This is a genomic window from Mesorhizobium sp. M0898 (genome assembly GCF_040319695.1).
Taxonomy (GTDB): domain Bacteria; phylum Pseudomonadota; class Alphaproteobacteria; order Rhizobiales; family Rhizobiaceae; genus Mesorhizobium.
In genome coordinates, this window is record NZ_JAMYOE010000007.1 from 14,963 (window position 1) to 33,114 (window position 18,152).

The 18,152-nt window shown below is 59.5% G+C and carries 12 protein-coding genes and 4 pseudogenes; 6 read left to right on the forward strand and 10 right to left on the reverse strand.

Going from position 1 to position 18,152, the window contains the following annotated elements:
- Positions 1 to 20: 20 nt before the first annotated feature.
- Positions 21 to 134, forward strand: coding sequence for a transposase (locus tag NKH90_RS34820; RefSeq protein ID WP_352771933.1), 114 nt, complete (start codon positions 21 to 23; stop codon positions 132 to 134).
- Positions 135 to 400: 266 nt separating this feature from the next.
- Here the strand turns inward: NKH90_RS34820 and NKH90_RS10950 are convergent, their stop codons facing one another.
- Entirely contained in the window at positions 401 to 1,768 is a 1,368-nt protein-coding gene (locus NKH90_RS10950; protein WP_352771929.1) for an exopolysaccharide biosynthesis polyprenyl glycosylphosphotransferase, read from the reverse strand.
- A gap of 398 nt (positions 1,769 to 2,166) precedes the next feature.
- On the opposite strand from NKH90_RS10950, the gene NKH90_RS10955 reads away from it, so the two are divergent.
- Entirely contained in the window at positions 2,167 to 2,943 is a 777-nt protein-coding gene (locus NKH90_RS10955) for a Crp/Fnr family transcriptional regulator (RefSeq protein WP_352819345.1), read from the forward strand.
- A 180-nt stretch (positions 2,944 to 3,123) separates the two neighbouring features.
- Positions 3,124 to 3,449 (forward strand): annotated as a pseudogene (locus NKH90_RS34825) (alkanesulfonate monooxygenase); the annotation flags it as partial.
- A gap of 389 nt (positions 3,450 to 3,838) precedes the next feature.
- Here the strand turns inward: NKH90_RS34825 and NKH90_RS34830 are convergent.
- The gene (locus NKH90_RS34830; protein WP_502898821.1) at positions 3,839 to 4,234 is read right to left on the reverse strand and encodes a transposase; all 396 of its coding nucleotides are present in this window, start codon (positions 4,232 to 4,234) and stop codon (positions 3,839 to 3,841) included.
- Positions 4,192 to 4,988, reverse strand: a pseudogene (locus NKH90_RS10970) (type IV secretory system conjugative DNA transfer family protein); the annotation flags it as partial. The gene NKH90_RS34830 and the pseudogene NKH90_RS10970, both read right to left, overlap by 43 nt.
- Before the next feature lie 438 nt (positions 4,989 to 5,426).
- Between NKH90_RS10970 and NKH90_RS10975 the strand changes: the two are divergent.
- Positions 5,427 to 5,576 (forward strand): annotated as a pseudogene (locus tag NKH90_RS10975) (TIR domain-containing protein); the annotation flags it as partial.
- 250 nt (positions 5,577 to 5,826) lie between these two features.
- Here NKH90_RS10975 and NKH90_RS10980 read toward each other — a convergent pair.
- From NKH90_RS10980 to NKH90_RS10995, 3 genes are all read right to left on the reverse strand, one after another.
- Positions 5,827 to 8,028, reverse strand: a complete 2,202-nt coding sequence (locus NKH90_RS10980; protein WP_352819346.1) for a family 16 glycosylhydrolase — start codon at positions 8,026 to 8,028, stop codon at positions 5,827 to 5,829.
- Between the two features lie 906 nt (positions 8,029 to 8,934).
- A complete protein-coding gene (locus tag NKH90_RS10990; protein WP_352819348.1) occupies positions 8,935 to 9,189 on the reverse strand; it encodes a DUF982 domain-containing protein in 255 nt (84 codons plus the stop codon).
- A gap of 279 nt (positions 9,190 to 9,468) precedes the next feature.
- Positions 9,469 to 11,775 carry an AGE family epimerase/isomerase gene (locus NKH90_RS10995; RefSeq protein ID WP_352771921.1) on the reverse strand — a complete coding sequence of 769 codons (2,307 nt, stop codon included), beginning with the start codon at positions 11,773 to 11,775 and terminating at the stop codon, positions 9,469 to 9,471.
- Positions 11,776 to 12,585: 810 nt separating this feature from the next.
- On the opposite strand from NKH90_RS10995, the gene NKH90_RS11000 reads away from it, so the two are divergent.
- Together NKH90_RS11000 and NKH90_RS11005 are read left to right on the forward strand one after the other, a co-directional pair.
- On the forward strand, positions 12,586 to 14,403 hold the full coding sequence (locus NKH90_RS11000; RefSeq protein ID WP_352771919.1) for a GumC family protein: 1,818 nt from the start codon (positions 12,586 to 12,588) through the stop codon (positions 14,401 to 14,403).
- 179 nt (positions 14,404 to 14,582) lie between these two features.
- Entirely contained in the window at positions 14,583 to 15,383 is an 801-nt protein-coding gene (locus NKH90_RS11005; RefSeq protein ID WP_352819349.1) for a sugar transferase, read from the forward strand.
- A gap of 12 nt (positions 15,384 to 15,395) precedes the next feature.
- On the opposite strand, the gene NKH90_RS11010 is transcribed toward NKH90_RS11005, so the two are convergent.
- The 4 genes and pseudogenes from NKH90_RS11010 to NKH90_RS11025 all read right to left on the reverse strand — a co-directional run bounded on the left by NKH90_RS11010 (position 15,396) and on the right by NKH90_RS11025 (position 18,038).
- Positions 15,396 to 15,632, reverse strand: coding sequence for a hypothetical protein (locus NKH90_RS11010; protein WP_352771916.1), 237 nt, complete (start codon positions 15,630 to 15,632; stop codon positions 15,396 to 15,398).
- A gap of 212 nt (positions 15,633 to 15,844) precedes the next feature.
- Positions 15,845 to 16,750, reverse strand: coding sequence for an HlyD family secretion protein (locus NKH90_RS11015; protein ID WP_352819505.1), 906 nt, complete (start codon positions 16,748 to 16,750; stop codon positions 15,845 to 15,847).
- A gap of 3 nt (positions 16,751 to 16,753) precedes the next feature.
- Positions 16,754 to 17,152: pseudogene (locus tag NKH90_RS11020) on the reverse strand (polysaccharide biosynthesis/export family protein); the annotation flags it as partial.
- A gap of 13 nt (positions 17,153 to 17,165) precedes the next feature.
- Positions 17,166 to 18,038, reverse strand: coding sequence for a glycosyltransferase family 2 protein (locus NKH90_RS11025; protein ID WP_352771912.1), 873 nt, complete (start codon positions 18,036 to 18,038; stop codon positions 17,166 to 17,168).
- Between the last annotated feature and the right edge of the window lie 114 nt (positions 18,039 to 18,152).

The window sequence follows — 18,152 nt, forward strand, 5'->3', positions numbered from 1 at the left end:
TTTCGCGAGGTGATCAATGCGTGCGCTACCTGGTCCGCTCCGGTTGCGGTTGGCGAATGCTGCCGATCCATTTCGGGCCCTGGCAGACGGTCTACGGCTGGTTTCGCGAGCTGGCGCGGCGGTTTCTGCTCTAGACTATAGACTAGACCACCCACGATGTGGCGCTGATGCTGGATCGCGAGCGAGCCGGGCGCGAGGCCAGGGCTGGCGTGATCGACAGCCAGTCGGTCAAAGCTCCGCAAGCTGAAACAAGGGCTACGACGCTTGGTCTTCTTGGCGATCTGGGCTATCCGGCCACGACTCTGCTCTGTCCGCATCTAAAGCTTGAATCATAACCCAGCCTCAGACGGAACCCATAGTCAGCCGATTTTCAAAACGGTCTCTGCGAAGCTGCTATACATCAATAGACATTACGATCCGAAAGCACCAGTACAGCGGTTGTCCAAATTATCTTAAGATCGAGCTGCACGCTCCAGGACTGTATGTACCAGAGGTCATGCTCTACGCGTTTTTCCATCCTCCACAGCTCCTTCGTTTCCCCTCGAAAGCCATTGATCTGAGCCCAGCCTGTCAAACCGGGTTTTACACGATGGCGATAAGCATAGCTCGCAATAACCGCACTATACGTATCGTCATGAGCGACGGCGTGGGGTCGTGGCCCCACGAGGGACATCTCCCCCCGAAGCACATTGAATAACTGCGGCAGCTCGTCGATATTTGACTGGCGCAATATTCGGCCAAGTCGGGTAACCCGCGCATCATTACGCTGAGCCTGGCGAATTTCCGCACCGTTCTCCTGCACGGTCATTGATCGGAACTTGTAAATATTGAATGGCTTACCACAAAAACCCCGCCGCGTCTGCCGGAACAGCACTGGGCGACCGCTCTCGAGCGCGATGGCACACGCGACTACGGCCATCAACGGAAACAGGAACAGCAGTAGCAGTGATGCAAAGGCAATGTCGAATAACCGCTTCAGCAGGCGTTCGGCAGGCCTCAAAGGCGCGCGCTGGACTTCGAAGGCTCGCTGCCAGCCGGTGTGCAATGGGCATCCGGCCAGAATCTTGTCTATGTAGGCATCGGCGAAAAGATAGATCGGCAGCGGGAGGCGGGACATTTCGTCCAGGATGCCTGCGATCAACTTCCGCTGATCCCAAGAGCAAAAGAGATAAACTGCCCCATACGGGTCACTACGGAACGCAGCCTGCGCAGCTGCGACGGCGGCTTGCACCGATCGTGCTGCGATCGTGCCATCATGGTTCTCGATGTTCGAAACACCGCAAACCGCGATGCCCTGTTGCCCGAGCTTGCCGATTATCCCCTTTTCCATTCCAGGAACGCCAGCGTAAAACAGATAAACTGTGCGCAGGACGAGCTTCTCGGCGGCCAGAAGCCGTTTCAGCACACGCGCTAGAACTGCGTGGCTAGGCAGCAGGGTTGGGAATCCGACCGCAAACGCCAGCGTCAAGGAACCGCGGGAGAACGTCGACGTCGTCTTCGTGAGAAAGGCGAGCCAGAGAATTGAAAAGAAAACGAATAACCACCCGGTGAAGAGTGTTTTGATCACGCGGTGATCGTCCAGGATGCCACTGATCGTGTAGGCGCCTCTGGCCCCCATGAATGCGACAAGCAATAGGCCGGCGGTAAGACTTAGATAAATCGTCTCCCAAATATCTGGCCGGCTCACGCCGACGTACCTATGATAGACGTCATTTGACGCAAGAAGTATCGTCTCTCCGAGGAGGAAATCAGCAGTTGCAAGAAACACGCAAACTGCTCCCACAGGAAGCCGTAGCGGTTCTACGCTCCGCTTCAAGAACGCACGCGACGCCTGGGTTGGTGCATGCCGCATGGAGACAAGCCCCCGAATCCTGTTGTATCCCTTCTCCTTTTTGGGGCATGGCACACGCCGTCCCATAGAAGGGGGTTATCCCAACGGCTTTCAGTCGATCACATTTGATTTAAACTCTCTCAGAGACAGGGTCGCTGTTACCCCGGGCACATAGAAGTGACTATTTTATGCTATCCTAATATTCCTAATATGGTAACACTTCTGTCTGAGCGCTCTTGCGCGAGAACGGCCCGAAATCGGACTCGTTCTAAGGGGTAGTCAAGGCAACGCTTTAGGGGACCGGGGCGCTTTACCCTATCAGGGGGGCAGGAGCCATGGCAGAGTGCGGCGCTGAGGTTCGAGTCAAACAGCTCGATAAAATACGGTTATTTCAGCAATTTGACCAGGATATCCTTAGTGAACTGGCAAAAGTGGCCATTCTGCGAAAGGTTCCGAAGAATAAAATCTTAACGCGCCTTGGCGACGTGCCAATTTATATTTACTACATAATTCAAGGAAAAATTCGGCTTAGTGCTCCCCTCTCGGACGGACGAGAATTCATCTTTGCAGATCTTGGTCCCGGTGACACTTTCGACCTGACTAGATTGTTCATCACGCGAAGAAGTAACATGAATGCTGAGTCAGTTGCGGACAGCGACTTGCTGCAAATCGAAGTAGCTTTCATGGTTAGGGTCTTCGACAAACACCCCGATCTCGCATTAAAGGTGATCCCGTACTTGTGCGAAGCAACCCACGACGCGCAGGAGCGAGTGATCCACAGTGCGGCCAGTGCCCTATCCACTCGATTGGCGAGCACGCTCTTGCGATTGACAAAGAGGCCGCACAGCACGGCTACCGTGGATAGAGCTCTGAGTATCCACATTTCGCAGACCGACCTCGCGGCAATGGTCCCGGCTTCTCGAGCGAAAGTGAATCGTTGCCTGAGAGAATGGGAACGGCGGTATATGACCCGATACGACCACGGCTCGCTGACGATCCTCAATCGCGCCGCGTTAGAGTCTGTTGCTCTTGGCGAGATCGCCTTTGATCGTTCTATGATGCAAATGCCACGTGCTCGAGCATCTCCGTGGCATGCTCCGGGGAGACAATGAAACCGGAAGTGGTGCCGGTCGTCCTCGCATCCCTCGGTAAAGTCCTTCTCGTCGGCGTCGTAAGTCGCCGCACCGGACATATGCGCCTTCTCACCGGCGTCAGCGCCAATGAGACAGAATTGGGGCTAATTGAGAGCGGAGGGTTTCCGAGTCATCGTAGTCTTTCAAAGGCGCAGAAGGTTTTCGCGAATGGATTCCGCCGGCCAGTCGCGCATGGGCCGGCTGCACTGGGACCGTCGCGACAAACTCGAAATCAGCCCGAACCCTTTGGGCCGGCCGTCGGCCTAGCGCGATGGCGCCGGCACCGCCCTGGTCGACGACGCGGCGACAATGGCGGAGCGGATCGACGAATACCGCGCATTGAGATCGAAACCTTCATCCTGCCCGACTATCCGCATCTGGAGGAAGCCTATCGCTTCGGCGAACTGGTGCTGCCGCTTCTGCCGCTCGATCACGAGGTTTCGACGCGGCCAATGGCCGTGAGCATGGGGCCGTTCGGCGAGACGTGGCTGGCGACCATCTGCGCGCGAGCCAGTCTTGGGCGTGCGTCGTCTGCTTCCAGCGTCGTGATGAGGCGAGCGGGGCCTTAAGACTACCGGTAACAAGATGCGGCTCAGTTTTTCAGATCACTACGATCAGTGAATGTCGGTATCGGTGCTTGCGTGTCCCTGATTTGAACCTGCGCCGGCAAAGAGCCGATAACTATCAGGCAGCAGGTTTGATGGTCCTCTTGCTCAGCTTTACGACGAAAGCGTTCCTATAACGCGACAATCTGGGAGAGACCTCGCGTCCTGATCGCCGCGCCGCATATTCCCCTTCTTCATGGCTACCGTTTTCCGGCATGTAGTTCCAAGTGGGGCCGCCAGAAGGGTACGCAGGGTTTAATCCTGCGTGATCAAGATTGGTCGAGATGAATGTCCACCAGCCTCACGGTTGATTGCGACCTTTCGCGAGCCCGTCTGCTCGCAATCGCATCGCGCGTGTCTGCTTTCCGGAGCAGGGCCATGTTCGTACACGGCGTAATCCCGCCGTGTGCATGTCTTTTCACGATGCCGTCGAATCTACGATGATGGCTTTGCAGGCCTAGGCGAGGGCAGGGCGCTACGCGGCGCAGATAATGCCAGACCTGCTCGACCCGATTGAGCTCCGGAGAGCGCGATGGCAGCAGGATCGGCGCAATGTTCTTTGGCCAGACGAGATTGCCGGTGGTATGCCATCCGGCTCGGTCCAGCAGCAGCACGGCGTGAGCGATATCGCGGTGGAGAGAATGCCAGACCGCTCGTTGTCGGATTTGTTCAAGAGCTCGCGCGCTGTTGAGGCTACGACGGGATGCGGGTCGATCTCTCCGAGATGCGGCGTCGTCATCATCGCTGCCACAGTGGTCTCGATCGGCCGCTTTGGGTCTGACACGATTCCCGCGACGCCGGCCAGCATCTTGTCGGGCTCGGCGTAGAGTACGTGCAGGATCGCCCCGATGAGCAGCGAGTGACTGATCTTCTCCCAGTGATTGCGCTTTCGAGCGAGCCTTCGGGATCGACCAGCACGTCGACGACATTCTGGACGTCACGCGTCTCCCACTCACCGCGGCGCACTTCGAGAAGCGGGTTGTAGGCGGAGGACTTCCTGTTCGTGGGATCGAACAGCAGCACCCGCCCGTGCCTGGCCGCGGCGCGAAAGCCTGCGGTGAGCTGCCAGTTCTCACCCTTGATATCGTGCACGATGGCCGAGCCCGACCAGGTGAGAAGCGATGGCACGGCGAGGCCGACGCCTTTGCCGCTTCTCGTCGGCGCGAAGCACAGGATATGTTCCGGCCCGTCGTGACGGAGATAGTCGCGATCGAACATGCCGAGTACCACGCCGTCAGGGCCGAGCAGACCGGCGGACTTGACCTCATTCGGTTTCGCCCAGCGCGCCGATTCGTATGTCTCGACGTTCTTCGCCTCGCGCGCCCGCCAGACCGAGATGCCGATCGCCACGGCGATGGAGATGGAGCCGCCAGAGGCGGCGATGAATGCGCCCTCGACGAAGATCGGTGGCCGCATAGCTGGCAAGGTCCTCAGCGGTTCAAATCGGGACTAGCCCTTGCGAGCCGTCGCCAACTAGCGGGGCTCCTTCCACCTCGGCAGGTCATTTCAGGTCGCGACAGCCTAACGCTAAACGCGCACGCAAGTGCAGTTCTCTCGGTGGCTGCTCTCCACAAGTATCCTATAGATTCGGCGGCGGGCGGGGATCGTTTCCGTGCGTGTCTTGCGCATTCAGCGTGGTTGAGACACCGTGGCAGCGCGGACGGCGGTGGTACGACCTGCTGTAGTGAGGGAATAGATCAACAAGCCCCGCATTTTCCTTGGCTCGTCGGGAGCGCAGATGAAGCTGGTGCAGGCGCTGACGCGCGGCCTCGAAGACGTCGCGCCTGTCGATCCCTGGACGACATCCTTCAATCCGGGAAGGAGCACGCTGACCGTCTCCTCGAGCTTACGCGTGAGGTGGACTTCGCGACGTTCGTGTTCGCCAGCGACGACTGGACGACGGCCAGCCTGCCCGCTTCCCCTCCCGCTGGTTCCGGCCAGGCTTCTCCGCGCGACAATGTCGTCTTCGAAGCCGGTCTTTTCAGCAGCGTCCTCGGCTTGCGCCGAACTTTCATACTGCATGCGAGCGGTTCGAAGCTTCCGACCGATCTCCTCGCATTGACGTGCGCAGGATATGGCGAAGCGACAAACGCTGCCGAGATGAGGACCATCAACCAGAAGCTTCGAAAGGTGATCGAGAGCGAGGGCCGCGTTGCACGCATTGAGGGCCTGTGGTGGCAATTCTCCCTCTCGGCGCGCGGGAACCTTCCGGCCTCCTGCGCATCTCGCGAGCCCTCGACGCTTCCCCGTCGGTTCTTTAGGTCACGTAGAAGGAGGCTGCCGAGAGAGATGGGGGGAAAAGCGTGGCGAACTGTGTTTGAGCTGTGCCGCCGATCCCGTCGCTGTCGAAAGAGAGCGCCCCGGTTGCACTATTGTAGATGATATGATCGGAACTGTCGTGTGCTGCCGTCCCGGCATAGAAAGCAGCCGGGGAAAGCGCTCCAACCGGAAGCCCTTTGAAAATGCCATCGTCGAGGTGGATTTTGTCCTGCGAGGAGTTGAAGTCGGTAATCCTGTCGACATTGCCGCTGCCAAGGGTGTTATTGAAGACGAAAGTGTCGTTGCCGCCAAAGCCGGTCAGCGTATCGGCGCCGCCGCCGCCGTTGATCACGTTGGCGCCGGCATTGCCCTGGATGGTTTGGGCGAACGCATTGCCGGTGAGGTTGATTGCCGTGGTGGCGGACGCGTTGGTGGTGGCAAGAAGTTCAATTTCCGAGCCGGCCGAGAGCGCGTAGCTCACAGAGGTCCACACCCTGTCGTGACCGCCGCCCGAAGCCTCGTTTACCTTGTCACCGGCATTGTCGACATAGTAGGTGTCGTTGCCGCCATAGCCGGTCATCGTATCGGCGGCGCCGCCGCCGTTGATGACGTTGGCGCCGGCATTGCCCTGGATGGTTTGGGCGAACGCATTGCCGGTAAGATTGATGGCCGTCGTGCCGGACGGGTTGCTGGTGGCGAGAAGCTCGATCTGCGAGCCGGCCAACAGGGCATGGCTTACCGAGGCGAGCACTTTGTCGTTGCCGCCGCCCACCGCCTCGTAAACCCTGTCGCCGGCATTGTCGACATAGTAGGTGTCGTTGCCGCCATAGCCGGTCATCGTGTCGGCGCCACCGCCGCCGTTGATGATGTTGGCACCGGCATTGCCCTGGATGCTCTGGGCGAACTCGTTGCCTGTAAGATTAATGGCCGTCGTGCCGGACGCGTTGGTGGTGGCGAGAAGCTCGATCTGCGAGCCGGCCAAGAGGGCATGGCTTACCGAGGCGAGCACTTTGTCGGTGCCGCCGCCCACCGCCTCGTAAACTCTGTCGCCGGCATTGTCGACATAGTAGGTATCGTTGCCGCCATAGCCGGTCATCGTGTCGGCGCCGCCGCCGCCGTTGATCACGTTGGCGCCGGCATTGCCCTGGATGGTTTGGGCGAACGCATTGCCGGTGAGGTTGATTGCCGTGGTGGCGGACGCGTTGGTGGTGGCAAGAAGTTCAATCTCCGAGCCGGCCGAAAGCGCATAGCTCACAGAGGTCCACACCCTGTCGTGACCGCCGCCAGCGGCCTCAATGACTACGTCGAATGCGTTGTCGACGCGGTAGGTATCGTTGCCGAAACCGCCGGACATTTTGTCAGCACCAGCTCCCCCATCCAGAACGTCATCAAAGCTGCCGCCGTTCAGGATATCCGCCGCATCCTTCCCGGTCAGGTGCTGCTCCATCACGTCCGGCGCGGCATAGGCGCGCACGTAGTCGATGACCAGATCGTAGGTGCCGGACGCCCGCTCGACCTCAAGGGGATTCATGGCAAGCGAGGCCACCATATAGAGCGGCGTGCGGAAGAACTCGCTCATTGGAAAGCGGCTCAGCTCCGTGCCGTCATAGTACACGGTGATCCAGTCCGTCGTGATCCTCGCGCCGTAGGTGTGAAACGCCCCGTCAAACATCGAACCGGCGAGGCCCGTATAGTTGCCTTTCGAAGCCTGGCTTTCCTTATTGCTCAAGTGCACCGCCTGGTGATGACCATCGGGATCGCCCCCATACGCTTCAACGATGTCGACCTCGACGCGTGGCACAGTCTGATCGGGCGACAGCATCCAGAAAGCCGGCCAGGCTCCCGCCCCGCCGTGAAAGGCGGCGCGCATCTCGAAATACCCGTACTCTTGCGCGAAACCCTGGCCGGCGCTGTTGACCGTTTGCATCGTTCCCGACTGCCAGACGCCGTCCACCTGCTTCATGGTAATGGTCAGCTTCCCGTCGGAGACAGAGAACGGATTCGTTGCCCCCACCGGCGACATGAACGTGGCGGCCCCATAGGGGGCGTGTACTGGCGCGAACCACTTGCCGGTGCCGTTGTTCGGCACGACATCAAGCGTGTTGAACTCGTCAGAAAAGGAGAGCTTGAACCCCGAGAGGTTCAGCTTCGATCCCTTGTACTGTTCGGTCCAATCGCCAGGGAGAGCAATCGCAGCCATTGATGGGGTCCTCGTTCTCGCAACATTTTCGCGGTTGACCCCCCACCAAGGCTTATAGTGGACACCCATTCCGTCGCAAATGCGGCCAGTACGGTTGTCCCCAACATTTCACGAGAAATTTGGGAGATGTCGCAAATCGGTTGACTAGCCGGCACACGATACTGCGAATCCTCCGATACCGTGACGCCGGGCGCGAACGTCGCTGCAACCAGCCGCTCCTTCTCCGCCCGCGACCAGCGCCGCCGGCGCTGCACCGAGGTGATCACTTCCACCGCGCAATCGTCATAGGACTCCTCCCCGGATTATTCCCGGATTTGCCAATGCGGCCTCAGTCGGGGTTTCAAGAGGCTCGGGCGTCTCGCCAGCGGGGTGGCGCGACGGTCGGCGCAGATAGGATGGCCGAACGTCCGTTTTCTCAATCCGATTCGGACCTGCAATTTCGCCTCCGGAATGACGAGGCTCTGTACTCTTTCGCTTTGACGCTCAGCCAGCCCGGTAAGGGCCTTCTTCCGTCGTTCCCTGTTTGGCTCGATCACTCGCCGCAAATAACGACTGTAAGGTTGGCGGCAGTTCTGGTCGGACTACCAGCTTTAAGGGCCTGTGCATGTGACGACGATTGTCTTCGGAACGGACCAGTTTCCGAACTGCTTTGGAGACGGACTGACAATCTTTCTTTGTTTCTCTTTGTCATGTTCGGGGCGTCCCTTCCCAGTCAGCCGCAACTCGCGTAGGCGCGGATGAGGGAACGATGTAGGCCCTCGCGGGTTTAGAGCTCGCAGCGGTCGATTCTTCGTAGATGTGCAGCCGCTGTGGGGGGGGCCGTCGCCTCTCCCTCACCGGCGGCGGGCTCCTTTCGCGAAGGCGGTGTTGGTCAGAGACACATAGAACCTCATACCGCAATCCAATTTAGCTAGTTGTCATTGGGGGGAGTAACGTTCCCTCCTCTTTTGCAGCAGCCAAGAATGCCTTGCGGGCCTCCTCAGGTTCCATCTCGTCGAAAATCACGGCCATGCAAACGCGCACCGCGAGATCCCAGCAAGGGCCACGCTTGGTCCACTTCATCAGCTCCTCGCCGGCTGCCTCGGCGTTGTTGACGTTGCGGATGATCCTGGGACGCTCGGTCTTGACCGGGACCGGAGGGTTGAACCAGTGGGGGGCCATGAAGGGACCTCAGGGCGGCTAGCGGGTTTCGTCTCTACTAACCGGCTCAGCGATGAGGACGGTTAACCGTTTGTTAGGCATGTCTGAGTTCGTGACGGGCTGTTTCCAAACATTCATCGACGGTTGTCCGAGCTGTCGGTACGAAGCCGGTATACGCTTGCCGCGGCATGCCGAATCGACGGCTAACAGCGCTTGGGCCGAAGTCGGGCGCGGTTTTCCCTGACCCCAGTCGCGCCGCCATGCGCAGTATCTAGCGTTCGCACATGGCGGACAGTTGGGTCAGCCGCAAACCTGCTTCGGAACGGCCTTGCTCATATCCAAAGCTGGTAGCGGGAATGGTTCGACTTGTCCTCCGGTCTTGTCCAGATACTGCATCAAGGCCGTCACGAGATGGTAGAAAATGCTCGCGGGGACCTCAGTCGCCAGTGACCTTCCGCGCTCGTCAATCCTGTCGATCCACAAGCCAAGCGGTGCGGGATCGATATGCCATTTGAAGAGGCGGGCGACACGAGCTTCGATCTCGGGTTTCAGATCGGGCCCGCCGATGCCGTCCAGGGCGACGGCCGCCTTGACGGCTTCGCATTGCGGCCAGCTGCGGGAGAGCCGGTCGAAGGGCATTCCCTGCCGCGACACGGCTGCATAAGCCAGGCCCGTCGCCCGGTTCAATCCGCTGGCGATCGCCGACGAATAGAGCTTCCTGGCGTAGGCTGCCAAGTCTTTCTGCCCGCTTGCCCGCGCGAACTCGACGAGGAGCGAGGCCCATTCGAAATGGTGCCCTGGTTCGGTCCACTGTCCCTCGTCTCCCGGCAACGGTAGCCAATCAACGTCGAAATGTTCCCCAAGCGTCCAGCTCTCCTGGTCGAAGAAATGGCACCGGAAGAGATCGACGACGCGTGCCGCCCGACGGAGATATGCACGGTCGCCGGTGACGCCGTGCCAGGCAAGGAAGGATTCCAGCATGTGCATGTGCGGGTTCGAGAGCCGCACCCCCTTCCAGCCGGGGGTCTCAAGGAAGCCGTTCAGGCTGACGTCCTCGAGATGGGTGTCGATGAAATGGAACGTCTCTTGTGCCAGCTGCAGGGCGTCCTGATGGCCGCATCGGTGAGCATGGGCAAGCGCCAGGAGCACGCAGGAATGGTCGTAGGCGTCCTCCGTCGGGTCAGCCACGCTGCCGTCGGAATTAAGGGTGCGCACCCAGCCGCCGCGATCGGTGCGGCCGTGTTTCGCGATGAAGTCGATGCCGTGTTCGATGAGCTTGTCGGCCGGTCCGACCCAGCCGCGTTCTTTGGCCACAGCAAAGGCGTAAATCTGACGAGCCATCGTCCGCATGCGCTTGGGTTTGCCCAACGGCCTTGCATCGAAACCAAGAGCCTCGTGGAAGCCGCCATATGCATCGTCGACACCTGCAGTGGACCACAACGGCAGGGTCTCGTCGAAGAGCCAGTGCTCGACGCGCTTGCGCCATGATCCGCTAATGATGACCCGGTATTCCGACGCCGTGAACTTCGTTTCAAGGCGTCCGCTCTTCTCGAGTTGTTCGACGACTTTCTTCACGTTCTGGCTGTGGCTGACAGGAGCAACGAATACCGCGTCCGGTGTCGCCACCACGGCAACGTGCTTCATTCCGACGACTGTCAGCAGCCTGCCCTGGCTTCTAAGATAGGAGTTGCCACAATCCATGGCGACGACGTCTCCCATTACGACATTGCCGTCACAGTCCGTCGGGCTGGCTTCGAGCAGCGATTGCCAAGATCCAAGGTCGTTCCAGCGGAAGGAAGCCGTAACCATCGCAATATCGCGTGCATGCTCTATGACTGCGTAGTCGATCGACGTCGACGGGACAGCCGAATAGAAGCCTTGGGGCAGGTAGATGCCCAAGACGTCGGTCCGTGCAGCCTTATAGGCCCGTTCCGCGGTATCCCAGATGTCCGGCCGGAAATCGATAAATGCTTTCCGCATCGTGTCGGCACGAAACAGGAAGATGCCGGCGTTCCAGTAAAATCTTCCCGAAGACACGTATTTGCGGGCCGTCTCGGCATTGGGCTTTTCGACAAAGTGCAAAACGGAAACGGCGGCCCCGCCGTCACTATTTGCCGTAACCTCGATGTAGCCGTACCCGGTTTCGGGATGCGTCGGCCTGATGCCGAAAATGACAATGCTTCCTGAATCGGCGGCGGGTACGCCCGCTTCGACGGTTTCCCAGAATTGCGTTTCGGTCGATATCTGATGGTCGGAGGGGACCACGAGCACAAGCGTGTCACCGCCATATTCGGAGATCGTCTGCAAAGTGGCTATGGCCGCCGCCGCGGCGGTATTGCGGCCGACGGGTTCGAAAATCGGTCTGCCGCCATTCAGGCCGAGCGGACCGACGTCCGAGATAACACGGTCGGCATGCCGCTCGGAAGCTATCAGGTAGATCGGCGTCTCGCCGTCCTTCCGCGCCTTGAGGCGCCGGACAGCCTTCGCAAGCATGGAGCCGTCGCCCGAAAGGTCGTGGAATTGCTTGGGATTGTCTTCGCGCGAGAGCGGCCACAGCCGTGAGCCGACGCCCCCGCTCATGACAAAACTTACGATCCGCTCCGGCATGGTCCAGTCCTCTCAAAATGTCTGATTGTAGGTTCCGACCTCTGGATTTCGAGAGCCTCGAACATCTCGCGACGTCGCGCCGGAGACCAGCACCATCTTGCTCCGCTCTTGCGCAGAACAGCCCTAGCACGCTGCCGGGCGCAGGCCCCCTCGTGAATTCGAGTAGTCCTAACACGCTGGTTCGCGCCCCCTCATCCAATGGGAGCATGCTTGCCGATGGCCGAAATGATGACGCGTCCAAGCGTGGCGGTGTATTCCCGAAGCTGCACTCTGCTCGGGCGCCGACGACAAGGATGCGCTGCAAGATGCCACGGCCCGCGGTTTCCTTTCCGCGAGAATGTCGACGAAAGACGTTTCGCACGCTTGGCTCGCCTTCTCGAAGGCATTCAAGTGGAAATCCAACGGCATCCGCGGAACTCCGCCCCGTCCGAAGAAAGGATGATGGACTGTGCGCCGTTCGCCCTGGAGGCGATCGAAAAGGCGAGACCCGGAACGTATGTGCACGAAGATCGATACGCTCACCGCGGGATGTAGCGATCAACCGCGGACGGCGGGTCTCGTGGAAACCGCAAATATCATTTGTCGACAGATCGAGAACGAGGCCTACCGCGCATTCTCTCCTCCCATAGGGCGTAGGCCCATACGCCCATTGGGGGCGTTTAACCTTTCCTGGCGCAGGGGTAGCCTTTTGCGGCACTCTGGGAACGCCGGGCCTTCGCGTTCATGAAAACATCGGCCGGATGCCATGGACCGCCTGCATCGAGACGGCGTGCGCGCAGGATTTTTCCGCACGCGTGCTGGAGAAGTTGATTGGATCGCATATCCCCCCACCAATGGGCCTCTACAACGGACCCGCAGGCTTCCGCCAGCCAGGAGTTCATCGGCCTCGCCGACATAACCGGATTTCTGAGGCGCTATATCGGAACGATCATCGCCTGTGTTGCCGCGGCTGTCTTGGTGGCCTGGTTCTACAATTTGACCACCGACCCGGCTTTCACTGCCAGCACGCAGATCCTGATCGAGCCGAAACTGCCGCAACACCTGCAGGAGGGCGGCGAAGTCAATCTGTCATTGGACACTGCCCAAGTGGAAAGCCAGATCGCAGTGATGCAGTCGGAAAAGATCGCGGCGATGGTCCTCGATCAGTTGAAGCTCGTTGACGATCCCAAGTTCAACCGTCCACAGGTTCCGATTTTGGTGGAGAGAATCAGGAAAATAAAAGCGATCCTGGTTGAAGCTTTCGGGCTCCAGAAAAGCGCTTGGCTCACCCCGCTTTGGGAGTTTTTTGGCTTGGACGTGCCTGAGACGCCTGCGATGCTGACCGATTACCAGAAGTCCCGGCGCACCATGTTGATTTTCCGCCAAGACCTCGACATCCGCAGAGTCGGCGTTTCCTATGCCATAAACATATCCTTCACCTCACTTGATCCCGAGGGCGCAGCCAGAATTGCGAACGCCACGGCCGATGCCTTCGTGCGTGAGCAGATCGAAACCAAGGCCGACGCTGCTAAACAAGGCGGCGCATGGCTCGAAAAGCGCCTTCGGCAGCTGCGCACTCAGATGAACGAGGCCATGGCGACAGCGCAGGAGTTCCGTTCAAGGCACGACTACAGCGTCGGCAAAGAAGCCAAAGAGGCGGACCGGGCCAACGCTGTCCCGACGCTTGAGGAGCTTGAGGTGACTGCCGAAACCTACCGGAAGATGTACGAGAGCTTCCTGCAGGCCTACACCAACTCGGTGAGCCAGCAGTCGTACCCGGTTGCAGACGCAAGGGTGATCACGGCTGCGACGGCGCCGCTCTATCCGAGCGCTCCAAGGCCGAAGCTGATGCTGGCTTTCGCGGCGGTTTCCGGGTTTATTCTCGGGATCGGAGTTGCGTTGGTAAGGCATACGCTCGACTGGACCGTAAGGTCGCCCCGACACATCCGGGACAATCTGAGTATTGAATGCGTCGGAGAACTGCCGGCCATCAGCAGGAGGAGGGCATCCGGCCACGTCGACGAAGTGGTAAGATATCCGCACTCCCGATACAGCCAGAGCCTCAGGAAAGCGAGGACCGAAATCAGCCTTGCGGAAACCAACCACCCGATCAAATTGCTTGGGTTAACCGCTGTATCCAATGACAGTTCGAAGAGTTCCGTTGCCAGCAATCTTGCCACGCTTTACGCGATGTCCGGCCTGAAGACATTGGTGATCGACGCCGACGTCTGGCGGCCGGCTATGACCAAGCGGCTACTCGGCCCATCGGGCGCCCTGGACAAACCGTTCCAAGATCCTGTCCGGCTCAACATCGTCTGCGCTCCGGGGCGGTCGTTCGACCTGCTTCCAAGTTCGGTCGTGCAGGCCAAGAACCTGCTGGCACCACGTAACATGGAGGCGTTTCTCTTGGACCTTGCCGCCTGCGACATTGCCCCCTACGACATTGTCATCTTCGACTTGCCGACACTTGCCTCGGGAGCCGACATGCTGATGGTCGGATCCGTCCTGGACGGCGTGGTCATCGTCGCCGAGTGGGGTAAGATACACGTCGAAACGTTGCGGGGACTAGTCAGGACGCTGCAGGCCAGCAGGACGCCCGTCCTTGGCGTGCTTCTGACGAAGGCGCGCGCCAAGCACCGCAAAGCATGAACGGATGGCGAGGCATTCTCCTTCGAAAGTCGCAAAAAGCGTGTGGGGGATCAGTCCTTGGGATTAGCATGGGATTAGGGGGATAGTTCCGGACCGCGACGCTACCTCCTTTGCCTTTCTTGCCGACGAGCCCCGACCTTGGAAAAGTGTGGAGAACAATTCGAAACAGCGACCCTCCCATGACAACGAATGCCGTCGAGAAGCCGTCGCATCAGGGAACCCCGATCTGGGTTGAGTCATCTCGACTGGCGGCGACCGACAGCCGAACAATAGCACTGCACGTTATTCCCGCGCCCGACCAGGACAGTGCCGGGACAGTGTTGACAGACCTGTCGCCCGCCACCAGTACAGGAGCGACGGAACCTCCCTTGGGAGGTCTCCTGAAGCGGATCATGGATCTGGTCGTAGCGGTCATGGCACTTGTGATTGCCGCGCCAGTGATGATCGTCGTCGCCCTGCTGATCAGGGTGACGGCGGGAGGCCCGGCAGTGTTTTCGCACAGCCGAGTTGGCCTCGGCGGGAAACCGTTCAATTGTTACAAGTTCCGCTCGATGGTTGCCAATTCGGAAGAAGTTCTAAAAGCATATCTCGAAGCCAATCCGGAAGTCATCTTGGAATGGGAGGAAACCCACAAGATCCGGGACGATCCTCGCGTCACATCCCTTGGGTGGATGCTTCGTAAGTCAAGTCTGGACGAACTCCCCCAGCTCTTCAACATCATCCGCGGCGACATGAGCTGTGTGGGTCCGAGGCCCATCGTGAATGACGAACTCAAACGGTACGGCGACCACCTCGGGGAATACCTTCGGACGCGGCCGGGACTCACTGGCCTGTGGCAGGTGAGTGGAAGAAGCAGCATGGACTACGCCAACCGCGTGGCGCTGGACAGCCAGTATGTGCGGAACTGGTCGGTCTGGGTCGACGTCGTGATCCTGTTCAGGACCGTCTTTGCGGTCATTCGCATCGACAGAGCTTGCTGAAGTCCGCAAACATCACCGTTCGTTCCGCCTCCGGTGCACCGAAAGGAACAGACCTGCGATATAAGTGCAGGCCAATGCGAATGCCAGGATCAGGAATTTGGTGACGGTCACGTAGCCCGGCAGCCCTAGGGTATTCCAGACAAAACTCCCCATCAGCAGCAGGGCGGTCGCCGCAATGAGGGCGGGAGCCTTGAACCGCACTCCCAACATAACGCCGACCGCCGATACGGCCACTACACTTATGAGCACCAATATCTCCACCGGTATCCGCGGGACCAATTGGCTCTTTGCGGCAGGGAAGGTTCAGTCAGGGTGGTGATTTCTGTCGCGTTTGACGGCTCCCTGATAGGGGGCCTCAAAGTACATGGCAAGTGCCCGGTTCACGCCAAGGCGTCAAATTCTGTGGGTGGACCGATCAACGAGCGAACGAGGCGAAGGCCACGCTGGACCATAGAACTTGATCAGTTGGCGTCCAGAACCGCTATCGGCTCCGCCTGAGAGCTGCCGCCTGCAGGCAGCGCAGCCAAGCCTGACCGCGGCAGTGGGATCTCGATCTTCACGGTATCGCCGGGCTCGATCGGCGTCGTTTCTTCAACCGTGAGTTCTTCCGTGCCGCTGTCGGACGTCCTCACGATCTTAAAGATCGGTTTGGCCCTTTCGGAGCGTTCCCTGAGGGCGAGCAGAGCAGGGGCCGTGATCTCGGTTTCGTGCAGCAACTGTACTGCGGTGTCGGTTTTACTGGCGACTTCATTGAGCTGTAGCTGCGTCTCCCTCAAAGTCTCGGCGACCTCGCTGGTATGGCGATTGCTGAGGTCGAGGATCTCGATGTCAGTCTTGCTTATCTCCTGCCTGACCCGCAAGAGCGAGGTCTCGGCAGCCAACCTGTCGCTTTGCATCTGGGCGACCATTCCCGCCAGAGAGAATTCCCGCGGTGCAACCGCAAGCCCTTTCTCGACAAGGGTCGAAACCCCGGCGAGCTCCTTCTGGACGAGTTCGACCCGTTTGTCGTGGAAAGTCAGCTGCTTCTTGAGCGAGACCAGTTCCTTTTCCAGGAACTCCCTGAGTTCGTGAAGTGCACGGAGTTGCGTCGTCAGCGCGTCTTTGCGAAAAGCGAAGATCTTGCGCTCCTGCTCCATCGTCAACCCGACCGTTTCGTTCGAAGCCCTGTTCTTCAGTTCTGCAGGGAAAGAGATGTCGTTGCTGCCAGCCAGTTCGGATTCCAGTCGCGCCTTGCGGGCAAGCAAACTGACGTTGGTCAGCGCCAGCAATCCCACGTCACCTTGGCCCGCGATCACCTCACGCTCGAGTCTCAAGACATCTTCCTCGCGTGTCCGCAGGCCGCCCGCGATCCCCACCGCCTGCAGCACCGTCAGTCCGGGCCTGTAGGGAAACTCGCCGGGCTGCGTGACGTGGCCGACTATGTAGAAGGGTCTGTACTGGATGATTTCGACGGCGACATCCGGCTGGCGGCCAAGGCCCATCTGCTGCATCAGGCGGTCGCTGATCGCGCGGGCGAGGTCGCCGGGGGCGGTGCCTTGCGCGCGTATCTGGCCCGCAAATGGCAGGAAGAGCGTGCCGTCGGCGCCGACAACGAAATCGTCGTTGAGAGCCGTCCATTCGAAGATCACATCGCGTGATGCGCGCCACTCGTAAATTTTGAGCCTGACCTTATCCTGAGGTCCCAGGAGATACTCGGCAGCCACCGTCGGCAAGGGCCAGGCCGCGGCCACGTGTGAAGCCGCCACCACCCTGACCAGCCATTTTCGCATTGTCTTCCCCACATCAGATTTTCAAGATGTATTCGGGTTCGATCCGTCCTGTGGCCACGTGACGGATCGCGAGCATGTTGCCCCTGAGCCTGCCCCTCCGATCGACAAACGGCTCAGGCCACAGGCTCTTTGCGAGGTTGGCCGCTATGTTCCTGAACATCAGGGGAAGCGCGAAAGAGGCCGGAACAGTCCCCTTCTTGATCAGGTAGATCGCATTCGCAACCTGGGAGTATCCGAACCGCTCTCCGCTGACACGCCCTGTCTTGATGCCGAGATGGACGCCCCTGATTGAAGTCACGCAGACCACTCGGCCTTTGGATCTCATTTGGCTGGTGAAGTCGATGTCTTCCTGCCAGCCGTACAAGACGAGGCGCTCGTCGAAGCGCAAACCGCCCACCAAGGAAGAACGGAGGGACATGTTACATCCGTATGCACCGACATGATCGACCACCGATGGTCCATCATGTTTTTTGCCCTCGCTTGCCCGCAGGACGGCTTCAGCATCTTCCCAGGTGAGTCCCGCGTTGGTGGCCCCGTCCTTTACGACTATGCCCATCACCACCGCCCATCCGTCATTTTCCACGAAAGCTTTCTCGACCTGCTCCAGGTATTCGGCGGACGGAACGAAATCGTCGTCGAAGAATGTGATGATATCGAAGCGCTCCAGGGAAGGTACAAGAGCCGTGTTCCGCTGGGCAGACGATCCTATCGGCCCGAAAACGAGCGACAAAAGGAAAGGACAGCTTTCCGGCAGCTCGACATGCGCGGCGTCGGGCGCCGACACTATCACCTCGTCGGGAAGTCTCGTCTGGCCACCCAAATATCTGAGCAGGCGCGCGACCTGTCCGCTGCGGCCAAGAGTCGGGATGATTACGGTGAGTCTCATGCTGGATCCCGTTTCGGTTCCAGCGGACCGTAAGCCGACGAGAGGACCGAGACAGCCTGCATAAAAGGAGACGGCAGGAGCTTGGCCTACCTCCGGACACAGGCTTTGTGAGTA

What these genes read in the sequence shown, in the direction of transcription:
- NKH90_RS10955 (WP_352819345.1), top strand. Translation starts at nt 2,167, where the DNA reads ATGGCAGAGTGCGGCGCTGAGGTTCGAGTCAAACAGCTCGATAAAATA.
- NKH90_RS10980 (WP_352819346.1), bottom strand. Translation starts at nt 8,028, where the DNA reads ATGGCTGCGATTGCTCTCCCTGGCGATTGGACCGAACAGTACAAGGGA.
- NKH90_RS10990 (WP_352819348.1), bottom strand. Translation starts at nt 9,189, where the DNA reads ATGGCCCCCCACTGGTTCAACCCTCCGGTCCCGGTCAAGACCGAGCGT.
- NKH90_RS10995 (WP_352771921.1), bottom strand. Translation starts at nt 11,775, where the DNA reads ATGCCGGAGCGGATCGTAAGTTTTGTCATGAGCGGGGGCGTCGGCTCA.
- NKH90_RS11005 (WP_352819349.1), top strand. Translation starts at nt 14,583, where the DNA reads ATGACAACGAATGCCGTCGAGAAGCCGTCGCATCAGGGAACCCCGATC.
- NKH90_RS11025 (WP_352771912.1), bottom strand. Translation starts at nt 18,038, where the DNA reads ATGAGACTCACCGTAATCATCCCGACTCTTGGCCGCAGCGGACAGGTC.